Here is an 11,558-nt window from a genome sequence, read left to right as displayed (position 1 = left end):
TTATCCTTTCGGTTTACATATAAGTGCTATAAAAAACGAAAACAATATCGCTGCGGAAATGCCCGCAGACGTTAAACTAAACATGCCAATACCAATTCCTAAATATCCATGTTTTTCTGCTGCATGCATTGCTCCGTGCAATAGTGAATGTCCAAAACTTGTAATAGGGACTGTTGCTCCAGCACCTGCAAACTTTATTAGTTTATCGTACAATCCAAATCCATCTAAAATTGCTCCGATGACTACAAAAGTTGCCATTAAATGAGCTGGTGTTAACTTTGCGAAATCTAACAATAGTTGCCCAATTACACAAATAGCTCCACCTACAAGAAATGCATATATAAAATCCACAATTCACTCTCCTTTAACTCTCTCAAATACGACACCATGTGCAATTGTTGGAATCGTTTCTTTCTGTTGCATCATTATCGGGCTTAATAATGCGCCAGTGGCAACGACAAAAATTCGTTGTAAATTCCCTTTTTGCATCTCGTGTAATAAATGGCCATATGTGACAACTGCTGAACAAGCGCAACCACTACCACCTGCAAACACTTCTTCTTGACTTGATTCATAAATCATTAATCCGCAATCATTGTATATATGTCCAAGATCGTAACCTTCCTCAAGTAAAAGTTGTTTTGCAATCGGTGTCCCAACAGCTGATAAATCACCCGTAACAATCAAATCATAGTCATCGGCACTTCTTCTTAAATCTTCAAAATGCTGTTGAATTGTATGAGCTGCTGCTGGAGCCATCGCTGCCCCCATATCCAAAGGATTTGTGATTCCTAAATCTTGCACTTTTCCGATTGTAGCCGCCGTAATTTTAATTGCACTTTTTTCATTGCTAATTAATATAGATCCTGCACCAGTCACAGTTGAATTTGCTGTCCCTGGTTTTTGCCCACCGTACTCTGTTGGATAGCGAAATTGTCTTTCAGCCGTTGCATTATGACTACTTACTGTAGCTAAGACACGATTTGCAAATCCACCGTCTATAAAAGCTGAGCCAACTGCTAAAGTCTCCATAGACGTCGCACAGGCGCTAAACATTCCTAAAAAAGGAATGCCCCACTGACGCGCAACATAATTTGCTGTCACTGTTTGATTTAATAAATCTCCCGCTAAAAAGAAATCAATTTGCGATGTTTTTATATTCCCTTTTTGCACTGCTTGTTGAATTGAGTCTGACATTAATCTTCGTTCGGCGAGCTCCCAATTTTCCTCTCCACAATGCAAGTCATCATATGAAATATCAAAATCTTTTCCAAGAGGGCCTTCAGCTTCTTTCGGACCGACAGCAGTACCCGTTGCATTCACATATATGTCGTTTTGAAATACCCACGTTTGTTTTCCGGTCAACCTCATACTAGCCCCTCCTTTAAGACATAAAAATTTTAAAGGTATACCTTATTAACCCAATGATATATGCACCAACAACCCCAAATACAATCACACTTCCTGCCAGTTTAAACATATTTGTCGCAATCCCTAGAACAATCCCTTCACTCTTATGTTCTAAAGCAGCGCTTGCCATAGAATTTGCAAATCCTGTTACCGGTACCGCTGATCCTGCTCCAGCAAATTGACCGATTTTATCATATACACCACACCCTGTTAAAATCGCGGATAATAAAACAAGGGTTGCAACAGTTGGGTTTCCTGCCTCTTGTTCACTGAAGTGAAAATAATGTATATAAAATTTCATCAATACTTCTCCAACTGTGCAAATGAGTCCACCTACAAGAAATGCTTTGATACAATTTAGTAAATAGTTTGGCTTTGGATGATACTCCTTCACTTTATTTATGTAATCATCCTTCAATTTCTGACTTGTCATTTATATACTGCCTCCTACTTTACGAAATAAATCCAGTGAAACAACGATCCTATTACTTTCCCAAGTACAAGAGCAACGAGTAAAACAATAATCTTCCCCTCTACCCCTACTCGTTTCGCTAAAATAGGCAGAACATTTAACACCTCTGTTAATGCCGCAGCAAGCATTCCGATGAATGTGCCACAAAATATCCCTAATATAACGAGCCAATACTGCGACGTTTGAAATGTAATGTTTTTCAAACTGCACCAAGCCCCTGTTAAAGTACCTGCAATGACTGCCCACTCAAAATATTGAATATGCTTTCCACTTCTCGTTAATTGAGCTAAACGGGGGATTATACCAAGTACAGCTAAAAATGCGACATATCCGCTACCTACCGCTATCCCTCCAGCTAAACCAATTAAAATAACAAACCCAGACTCAATCATCGGCAAGTTGTTTCATATTATCCTTGTTTTCATTAACGATTACATATTGATCAAGTGACTGTTGGTATTGAAACATCTCAACTTCTAACGGACTCGGCTCTTCATTAATTCGCTTTTGAAATACATGATTAAAGAATAGAACCATCCCTAAACCAAGACCTACAGAATAAGGAATTTGAAATAAAAGTGGTTGTGCATTAAATTCTCCAGTAATCATGTAATATAACCGTTGATGTACTTGTTGCATACTTACATCCTCATGGAAATAAATGATTGCAAGAGCTGCTCCAATGAAAAGTAAAAGCCATACAAGCCCGAAAAAAATTGGGTGTGCCTTCTTTTTTTCGTATATAATTTCAACAAGAGTTTGTCCGGAACCGAGTAAATTAATTTGTACGTGAGATGCTTTCTGTTGAATAATCTCAATTACTTTCATAACATCAATTACAACATGCGTCTTATCATGCGCTGTTATTTTGTAAACTATCTCATTTTGTAACAACTCAACTACGGAAGAATCTCCGGCAAGTTGAGCAACATCGCCCAGCTTTACTTCATAAGTAGGAGAAACTTTTAAACGATTGCGCATTTTAATATAAATCGTTTGTTCCAACTTTCATTCACCCCTTCACTCTTCCTCGTAGTTGTAGTATGGTTATTGAATTTTTTTCTAATACAATTTTTTCATAAAAAAACATCTGCACCATTTTGGTACAGATGTTTTTTACTTATGCCTTTTTCTTAAATAAGTTTGCAATACTTAATGCAAGCCCTCCCCAAATGACTACTATTCCAATAACCATCATCATAATCGCTGATCCACTCATTATGAAACACCTCGATCTTTCCATTCTTTTTCAAGCTTGGCAGAATCCGAATGAATTTGTGCATCCCATTTTTTCAGGCCAATGATTATTGCAACTATGAGGAATGCTGCTGCTATCGACCAACCATACGTTACAACAAACTCAGTCGGATAATCTCCGTAGTTCTTTTTAATATTTTGGATTGTACCATCAATTAGCATATACCCTAACATAAGCGGAGTAATAACGAGTAAACTCACTCTCCAAAACGTTCCTAATTTAATATCAGATACAAAGTTTGCATGATTTTGATAAACTGGTAAACGGCGTAAAATGAGCCCTATCGTAACTACTTCCGCAAGTGCAATTGTAATTAATCCGAAATTATTAGCGAAATAGTCGACAACATCTAAGAACATAAGTCCACCACGTGTTGCAAAAACAAGAGAAACTAACACGAGAAGGGTTCCCATAATTCCAATAGTTTTTTCCCGACTTAAACTGAATTTTTCAGATACAGCGGCAAAGCATACTTCCGCGAGTGAAATAAGTGATGTAATTCCAGCAACCGTTAACGATAAGAAAAATAAAACACCAAACAACGGTGACATCGGCAATTCATTAATAATTTGGGGAAATACTACGAACGCAAGCCCAACGCCAGCACTTGCTACTTTATCAACCGGTACTCCCATATTATTTGCCATAAATCCAAGAGCTGCAAAGACCCCAATACCTGCTAATAATTCAAATCCTGAATTTGCAAATCCAGTAATAAAGGCATTATTTGTTGTATCCGAGTTTTTCGGTAAATAACTAGAATACGTAATCATAATTCCAAATGCTAAAGATAAACTAAAGAATATTTGACCATAAGCTGCAAGCCATACTTTCCCATCAAAAATACGACTCCAATCTGGTTTAAAGAATGCATCTAGTCCTTGCATAGCACCTTCCATCGTCACTGCACGAACGACGATAATAAGGAACATAACAACTAATAAAGGAATAAATATACGGTTAACAACTTCAATTCCTTTTTTAACTCCTTTAAATGCAACGCCAAGCACAATAATCCAAACGAGAGCTAACGGAATTAATACTTCCGGTACAAGTCCTCCAAATTGTCCTGGCTTATCTGCAACATGTAAGTACTCTTTAAATAAAAATGATTGCGTGTCTTTTCCCCACGCTCCAGTAATTGCAAAGTATGTATAGGATATAGACCAAGCAATAATTACTGCATAATATGTTGAAACGATAAATGTTACGCACATTTGCCACCATCCAATAAATTCGGCACGCGGGTTAATACGGAAAAATGTAAGTGGTGCTGAACCACGATGACGATGACCAAGGGCAAACTCAAACGCTAACAATGAAATACCAGTCGTTAATAATGCAAATAAGTACGGTAAAAAGAATGCTCCTCCTCCATTTTCATACGCTGTATAAGGAAAACGCCATATGTTTCCTAATCCAACGGCAGATCCGACCGCTGCGAAAATAAATCCAGCTCTCGTTCCCCATTGTTGCCTCGTTTCCATATTTCCTTCCCCCTTTATGACAAGTTCATACTTGGATTATATTTTAAATTGACTAAATTATCAATAAATTCTGTTAATTTTTGCGAAAATTAACATCTCTCTCCTATTAACGGCACAAAAAAATCGAATAGACAATTATTCGTCTATTCGATCTTTCATCTGTTTTAATATTTTCTTTTCAAGTCTTGAAACTTGTACTTGCGAAATGCCTATGCGCTCGGCTACTTCTGACTGTGTTTGATCTTTATAGTAACGCAAGTATACAATTAAGCGCTCTCGTTCATCTAGTTCTCTAATCGCTTCTTTTAAAGCAATTTTATCGAACCATTTCGTTTCAGATTGATCTGCAATTTGATCTAAAATAGTGATTGGATCTCCATCGTTTTCATATACAGTTTCATGTATAGATGAAGGGGCCCGGCTCGCTTCTTGTGCTAGAACAACTTCCTCTGGCGTTAGTTCTAGTGCCTCTGCCACTTCATTAATCGTTGGAGCCCTTCCGAATTCTTTCGAAAGCTCATCTCTCATCTTTCGAATTTTGTTTCCTGTTTCTTTTAAAGACCTACTAACTTTCACTGATCCATCATCGCGTAAGAAACGTTGTATTTCACCAATAATCATTGGAACTGCATATGTTGAAAATTTCACGTCGAAAGATAAATCAAATTTATCTACCGATTTCAAGAGCCCAATACATCCAATTTGAAATAGGTCGTCTGGTTCGTATCCTCGATTAAGAAACCGCTGTACAACCGACCAAACGAGGCGCATATTACTTTGAACGATTGTATCTCTCGCTTGTTGATCTCCATCTTGACTTTTTTGAATTAACGCTTTTAGCTCGTGGTCCTTTAACTGAGGTTTCTTCTTCTCATTTTTGACCTCTATGTCCATAGGCTATTCTCCTTAATTGCATAGAGCGTTACTATTTGATAAGTATTTTGTCAAATGGATTGTTGTCCCGAAAGATTCGTTTGAAATAACTTCTACTTCATCCATAAAATTTTCCATGATAGTAAATCCCATTCCGGAACGCTCTAATTCAGGTTTAGTTGTAAAAAGGGGTTGTCTCGCTTCATCTAAGTTAAAGATTCCAATCCCTTCATCTCGAATCGTGAGTTTCACCATTGCTTCTTCCAAAATTACAGAAATATAAACAATACCTTCTGCATTTCCTTCGTATCCATGAATAATTGCATTTGTAACCGCTTCTGACACAACTGTTTTAATCTCCGTTAATTCTTCCATCGTTGGATCTAGTTGTGCAATGAAAGCCGCCACTGTAACGCGAGCGAATGATTCATTTTGACTTAATGCTGAAAATTGAAGGTTCATTTCATTTCTCATCTATGCCACCCCCAACGTCGCGAGCGCGTGCGCTTCACTTTCTTCTAAGCGAACGATTTTGAATAAGCCCGACATTTCAAATAAACGCTTAACAGGCGGTGAAATTGCACAAACAACCATTTCTCCACCTAATCCCTTTACGTGTTTATATCGGCCTAATATAACACCTAGACCAGAACTATCCATAAACGATAAGTTCTCTAGGCTCAAAACAATATGATGAACACCATGTGTCTCAATCATATCTGTTACTTTCGTTCGCAACTCTTCAGCCGTATGATGATCTAATTCACCCTCTAGTCTCACACATAGGACGTCACGTTTTACTTCTAATTGCATGGAAAGACTCACACGATTTCCTCCTTATGCTCAAACTTTACTTATTCACATACATAAAGATTTTCGTGATATAAAATAAGAATCCTTCCTGCTGACAAAAGAAGAACTATTTCGTCATAAAGTGAAACCTTTCAGCATTATTCACTTACATACGAATAGAAAAGCGGCAAAATATTTGCCGCTATTTTGATGTTGAAAACATCCCAAAACTTCTTTTAAATAACTCCCACCAGCTCGCTGCAGCAACATCTTCTTTTGCTATAATTGTTTGTTTTAATAAAACATCTTTATCTTTTTTTATAACAAGGGTGCCAAGCGCGTCACCTTTTTTAATCGGTGCTTTTACTTTCTTTTCAGCAATTACTTCTTGTTTTACCTTGTCCATATTCTCGCCCTTCTTCATAAGAAGAGAAACATTATCTGACGCAACTAAATCTACTTTTTCTTTTTTCCCTTTTCCTACTTGAACTGTCTTAATTTTTTCGCCGCGCGTATACAATTTCTTTGTCATATATTGTCCAAATGCATAGTCAAGAAGCTTTGTCACTTGGTTGTTCCGTTCTTTTGATGTTGGTGCTCCCATGACAACTGAAATGACACGCATACCATTTTTTTCAGCCGATGCTGTTAAACAATATTTTGCTTCTGTCGTAAAACCTGTTTTTACTCCATCTACGCCAGGATAAAAACGTACTAGTTTATTCGTATTAACGAGCCAAAACTTTTTATCCGTATCTTCACGTAAATAATCTTCGTACTTACCTGTGTATTTACGAATAAGTGGATACTTCATCAATTCTCTCGCCATTATAGCCATATCATTTGCTGTCGAATAATGGTCTTTGGCCGGAAGACCTGTTGGATTTTGAAAATGTGTATTTTTCAGCCCTAAATCTTTCGCCTTTTTGTTCATCATATTTACAAATCCTTCTTCTGAACCTGCGATGTGCTCGGCTACTGCAACAGATGCGTCATTTCCAGATGCAATTGCAATACCCTTTAACATCTCATTTACAGTCATCTCTTCCCCAGGTTCTAAAAAGATTTGCGATCCACCCATTGAAGCTGCATGTTCGCTTGCTCTAACTTTATCGGTCAGTTTTAGTTTTCCTTTTTCAACTTGTTCCATAATTAAAAGCATTGTCATAATCTTTGTCATACTAGCAGGTGGTAATTTTTCATTTGGGTTTTTATCAAATAAAACTTTACCTGTATCTTGCTCAATTACGATTGCTGACGACGCTTGTTCCGCTAACTTCGGCGTTGTTTCTTCTGTTTTCTCCTGCTTCGTTTTTTCAGATTGCGCAAAACTCACTGAAGTTCCAGAAAGCAATAACATGAAACAAACAAGTATTCCAAAAACTCGCTTCATGACTAACCCTCCATTCTATATCAGACCTATTTTTTCCAATTCTCCTTTTTTTAATACCAATTTTTTCTATTATTTTCAGTTGACAAATACATTCGCCCCCTATATTGTATTAAGTGTATTACGCATAGTAGTACACTTAATACATATGAGGAAGGAGACATTGCTCTTGCATATTCAACTTGACCCAAGAAGCAACACTCCGATATGGGAACAAATTGTTCAAAATATAAAAGAACTCGTATTGAAAAACATGTTGGCTCCAAGTGATAAACTTCCTTCTGTACGCGAACTCGCTTCTTTACTCGTTATAAATCCAAATACAGTGAGTAAAGCGTATCAAGAGTTAGAGCGACAAGGAATTATTGAAACGTTACGAGGAAAAGGAACATTTGTATCCCAATCGATTACCCCAACATTAGACGAAAGGAAAATCGCTATGGTTGAAAAGCAATTTCATCAATTACTATTAGAAGCCTCTTATCTTGGTATTACGAAAGATAAAATTCATGATTGGATAGATTCATACTATAAAGAGATTGGAGGGAATACGGATGTTGAAAGTGACAAGCTTGAAGAAAACAATTGATAATCAAACAATTTTAGACGATGTTTCTTTCACATTACAAAAAGGTAGTATCATCGGGTTACTTGGAAGAAACGGCGCGGGAAAAACAACTTTATTACGAACGATGGTCGGCATTTTAGACCCGGACGAGGGAACTGTTACATATGAGGATATCGACATCCATAAAAATCCTGAAACGAAACAAAAAATCGTATATGTTCCCGATTCTACTAACATACTGAACGGTTATACAGTAAAAGAAATCGTGAAGTTTTATAAATCAGTTTATACAGCATTTGATGAACCATATTTCTATGAACTACTAGAACATTTCAACTTACCAAATAAACGAATTCGTAGTTATTCAAAAGGAATGAAAGCACTGCTTGCCATCATTTTAGCTGTTGCTGCACAGGCAGAATATATTATTTTAGATGAACCAACAAATGGACTTGATCCTATCGTTAAAAGACAGATTTTACAGTTTCTCGTTGGAGAAGTTGCAGAAAAAGAAATTACCATTTTCATCTCAACCCATCATTTAGATGAAGTGGAACAAATTGCAGATACAATCATTATATTAAAAGGCCATACTATCTCGTCTATTACATCACTAGACGATGCAAAATCACGATTTGCAAAAATACAAGTAGCTTACGAGCGTTCATTACCTCAAAAACTAGAAAACTTAAGCAATATTAAAATATTAAATCAAACGGGAAAAGTATATACAATCTTAATTGAGGGAAATGTGGCTACAACACTCGAGAAGTTTTATAAAGAACAACCACTGCTCATTGAGGAATTAGCCATGTCGCTCGAAGATATTTTTATCACAACGTTTGAGGAGGATTCACATGTTTCATAAAGCTTTATGGATAAGGCAATGGAAGCAAGGAAAATATATAATTCTATTATTTTGGTTAATTAGTTTATATCAACTACCTTATAAATATTATCAAGAAGCGCAAATGCAACTAAAACAATCAAAAATGAAGTTTGATGACTATGCATATTACTACTCCTACTATTTTCACGCATCTGATGGTGCCGTCCTCTTTCAAGGAGTTACTCTTATTGCACTTGCTTGTCTTTTAATTGGGTGGGAACGTAACAATCAATCAACTGATTTTCTCTTCTCGATGCCTTTTAAACGAAAAGATATTTTTTTAACAAAATGGTGGCTTGGTGTTTTGAATATTATTACAGTGCAAATTGTTTGCTGGATTAGCATGTACGGAATAAAGAACATGTCGTTTCACAATGAGTATCAAATCTTTACTCCGTTCTATAGTTACTTTCTATATGCTACCGTTGTACTTATCGCTATTTATACATTCACCTTATTTATCGGAACCATTACTGGACATATATTCTCTCAAAGTAGTTTAACTATCATTCTATTATTTTTACCATACGGTTTTGGATTGTTAATTTCCGGATTCATTTATTCCCATACACAATGGTCTTTAGATGCAATGGGAGAAATAGAGCAACGTACTCATGAGTACTTACAACATATAGATATCATTTCACCATTAGAATCTTTTTCTATTACTTATGATTATCACCCGATAGAAACATTTGATGACTATGGCAATAAACTTTCTAGTGTACCACAGGACAATCCAATGGAGCATACTTCTGTACCTTCTCCTTGGACACTATTAACACCATTTGCTTACATCATTATCTTTTTATCAATGGCAACCTTTCTATACACACGTACACCAAACGAACAAAACGGAAAAATACTATTGTTTCCTAACTTGCAAAAATGGTTCATGATTTGCACTGTTCTATGCTTCGCACTGCTTGGCGGTAGAATATTAGGCGGACGAGATGCACTTCTGTCTTATTATGTTGGATTTTTCCTATTCGCTATCATAAGTTACTTCATTTTTACACGTCTATTAAAATTGAAGTTTGCTTTTGGAGGGAAATAAACATACATTAAGGTATTGAATACATGTTTCAAAAAGCATTATAGATGTGAAACTATAAACACGTAACAATGGCATTAATAGAAGCTGACAAAAAAAGTCATACAATGACAAAAGAAAGATGTTATGAATTATTTAACTCTTATATGAACTAAATAAAAAGGCATTGCACAAGAGCAATGCTTTTTATTATATATCCCTATCTAAATAAAGAGGTTATTTCACATTCTCTCTCCTATCCCCATACACCATCTCTTCTTTCATCCCAAATCCATCACCATTTTGCACAATTTGCTCTGTCGGTGCAACTACACTTTCGGCAATTTTCCATTCCCCACGCTCTTTTACGAATACTTGTAGAAAATAGTTCATGCCATCTAATTGATATGCATTTTCTTTTTTCACATTATAGTGAATCGCAATGTAGTACACTTGAATGTTTTCTTTCCCTATTTTTGATACGTATTGCGATAGTCTCGGTATATAAAGTGCTGCTTTCTGAAAAGATAGTTGCTTCGCTTTAACAAGCGATGAACTTGTTACATTACGTAATGTGTCCCGATTACGAATATTATCGCTATGGTGGAATAATACTGCGTTTTGCATAGAACGAACCCATAATTTCGAATATAAGACTGTATTATCGTTTTCGATGTACTTCACTTCTTTTCGCACCACTTGGATAGGCGTATCTGCGTACGTGAATGTTTGAAAACAGAAAAAACTACCAAATAAAATGGTAAGTGCAGCAATATATTTCATAATCTTTCCTCCGATCTTTTAATTAAAGTATCGGAGTTTCAAAATATTTTTATTCAAAAGAAAAAGGATAGGAGTGCTTTCGCTTCCTATCCTCATTTATTATAATACGCGGCCAAATAGTTCTAAGACCATTTCTATTTCTTGGTCGCTCCAACCTTTAAATCTCTCTTTATAATATTCTTTACGCACAGCTTCAAGTTTTTCAGTTACTTCTCTTCCGTGCTCTGTAATTTCTAAGTACACGATTCGACGATCTGAATTAGAACGTTTTCTTTCTACTAATCCTTTTCGTACGAGACGATCTGTAACAGCTGTAATATGACTGGAGGTTACGTTTACTTCACTCGCAATTTGCGAAGCCATCTGTGGACTGTTTAAAAATAACGCACGTAATACAGAAAATTCATTATATGGCATATGTTCTGCAAAACGTGTATTAATATCATTTTGTAATAAACGTATCATTTTTCGAAATGATGCAGATAAATCTAAAATCAGCGTTTCTCTTTTTTCGTTCAATAGCCTCGTCCCTTTTTTATCATATTTACACATATTATAATCTATAAATACCTATGTTGTATATGCTTTCTTTCCTCAACATTC

The 11,558-nt window shown here is 36.1% G+C and carries 16 protein-coding genes; 3 read left to right on the top strand and 13 right to left on the bottom strand.

Annotated features, from left to right (window positions below):
* From spoVAE to dacF, 11 genes are all read right to left on the bottom strand, one after another.
* Positions 1-351, bottom strand: coding sequence for a stage V sporulation protein AE (spoVAE, locus tag IBT51_RS05205; protein WP_000345907.1), 351 nt, complete (start codon positions 349-351; stop codon positions 1-3).
* A gap of 3 nt (positions 352-354) precedes the next feature.
* Positions 355-1,371 carry a stage V sporulation protein AD gene (gene spoVAD, locus IBT51_RS05200; RefSeq protein ID WP_001241140.1) on the bottom strand — a complete coding sequence of 339 codons (1,017 nt, stop codon included), beginning with the start codon at positions 1,369-1,371 and terminating at the stop codon, positions 355-357.
* 13 nt (positions 1,372-1,384) lie between these two features.
* On the bottom strand, positions 1,385-1,843 hold the full coding sequence (spoVAC, locus tag IBT51_RS05195) for a stage V sporulation protein AC (protein ID WP_000203808.1): 459 nt from the start codon (positions 1,841-1,843) through the stop codon (positions 1,385-1,387).
* 14 nt (positions 1,844-1,857) lie between these two features.
* On the bottom strand, positions 1,858-2,274 hold the full coding sequence (gene spoVAB / locus IBT51_RS05190) for a stage V sporulation protein SpoVAB (protein ID WP_000572936.1): 417 nt from the start codon (positions 2,272-2,274) through the stop codon (positions 1,858-1,860).
* Positions 2,267-2,887 carry a stage V sporulation protein AA gene (locus IBT51_RS05185; protein ID WP_053563708.1) on the bottom strand — a complete coding sequence of 207 codons (621 nt, stop codon included), beginning with the start codon at positions 2,885-2,887 and terminating at the stop codon, positions 2,267-2,269. The genes spoVAB and IBT51_RS05185 overlap by 8 nt, the downstream gene beginning before the upstream one ends.
* A 115-nt stretch (positions 2,888-3,002) precedes the next feature.
* Positions 3,003-3,101 carry a methionine/alanine import family NSS transporter small subunit gene (locus tag IBT51_RS05180; RefSeq protein WP_000016826.1) on the bottom strand — a complete coding sequence of 33 codons (99 nt, stop codon included), beginning with the start codon at positions 3,099-3,101 and terminating at the stop codon, positions 3,003-3,005.
* Entirely contained in the window at positions 3,101-4,627 is a 1,527-nt protein-coding gene (locus tag IBT51_RS05175; RefSeq protein WP_029443184.1) for a sodium-dependent transporter, read from the bottom strand. Before IBT51_RS05175 ends, IBT51_RS05180 begins: the two co-directional genes overlap by 1 nt.
* 135 nt (positions 4,628-4,762) lie before the next feature.
* Positions 4,763-5,521, bottom strand: coding sequence for an RNA polymerase sporulation sigma factor SigF (sigF, locus tag IBT51_RS05170; protein ID WP_000350729.1), 759 nt, complete (start codon positions 5,519-5,521; stop codon positions 4,763-4,765).
* Between the two features lie 12 nt (positions 5,522-5,533).
* Positions 5,534-5,974 carry an anti-sigma F factor gene (gene spoIIAB / locus IBT51_RS05165; protein WP_001243398.1) on the bottom strand — a complete coding sequence of 147 codons (441 nt, stop codon included), beginning with the start codon at positions 5,972-5,974 and terminating at the stop codon, positions 5,534-5,536.
* A complete protein-coding gene (gene spoIIAA / locus IBT51_RS05160; RefSeq protein ID WP_000059135.1) occupies positions 5,975-6,325 on the bottom strand; it encodes an anti-sigma F factor antagonist in 351 nt (116 codons plus the stop codon).
* A gap of 169 nt (positions 6,326-6,494) precedes the next feature.
* The gene (gene dacF / locus IBT51_RS05155; RefSeq protein ID WP_000831997.1) at positions 6,495-7,685 is read right to left on the bottom strand and encodes a serine-type D-Ala-D-Ala carboxypeptidase DacF; all 1,191 of its coding nucleotides are present in this window, start codon (positions 7,683-7,685) and stop codon (positions 6,495-6,497) included.
* 166 nt (positions 7,686-7,851) lie between these two features.
* Between dacF and IBT51_RS05150 the strand changes: the two genes are divergently transcribed.
* Genes IBT51_RS05150 through IBT51_RS05140 form a run of 3 tightly spaced genes read left to right on the top strand, consistent with a single transcriptional unit; the run spans position 7,852 to position 10,196 of the window.
* Positions 7,852-8,271, top strand: coding sequence for a GntR family transcriptional regulator (locus tag IBT51_RS05150; protein ID WP_000548027.1), 420 nt, complete (start codon positions 7,852-7,854; stop codon positions 8,269-8,271).
* On the top strand, positions 8,237-9,118 hold the full coding sequence (locus tag IBT51_RS05145) for an ABC transporter ATP-binding protein (protein ID WP_200458048.1): 882 nt from the start codon (positions 8,237-8,239) through the stop codon (positions 9,116-9,118). The genes IBT51_RS05150 and IBT51_RS05145 overlap by 35 nt, the downstream gene beginning before the upstream one ends.
* On the top strand, positions 9,108-10,196 hold the full coding sequence (locus IBT51_RS05140; protein WP_197242715.1) for an ABC transporter permease subunit: 1,089 nt from the start codon (positions 9,108-9,110) through the stop codon (positions 10,194-10,196). The genes IBT51_RS05145 and IBT51_RS05140 overlap by 11 nt, the downstream gene beginning before the upstream one ends.
* Positions 10,197-10,409: 213 nt before the next feature.
* Here IBT51_RS05140 and IBT51_RS05135 read toward each other — a convergent pair whose 3' ends face one another.
* Both IBT51_RS05135 and IBT51_RS05130 read right to left on the bottom strand, forming a co-directional pair.
* A complete protein-coding gene (locus IBT51_RS05135; protein WP_000873787.1) occupies positions 10,410-10,955 on the bottom strand; it encodes a hypothetical protein in 546 nt (181 codons plus the stop codon).
* A 99-nt stretch (positions 10,956-11,054) separates the two neighbouring features.
* Entirely contained in the window at positions 11,055-11,474 is a 420-nt protein-coding gene (locus tag IBT51_RS05130) for a MarR family winged helix-turn-helix transcriptional regulator (RefSeq protein ID WP_001003307.1), read from the bottom strand.
* Between the last annotated feature and the right edge of the window lie 84 nt (positions 11,475-11,558).

It is taken from the genome of Bacillus sp. S71 (genome assembly GCF_016625265.1).
Lineage (GTDB): Bacteria > Bacillota > Bacilli > Bacillales > Bacillaceae_G > Bacillus_A > Bacillus_A cereus.
This window is presented reverse-complemented; position numbering and strand designations above follow the sequence as displayed.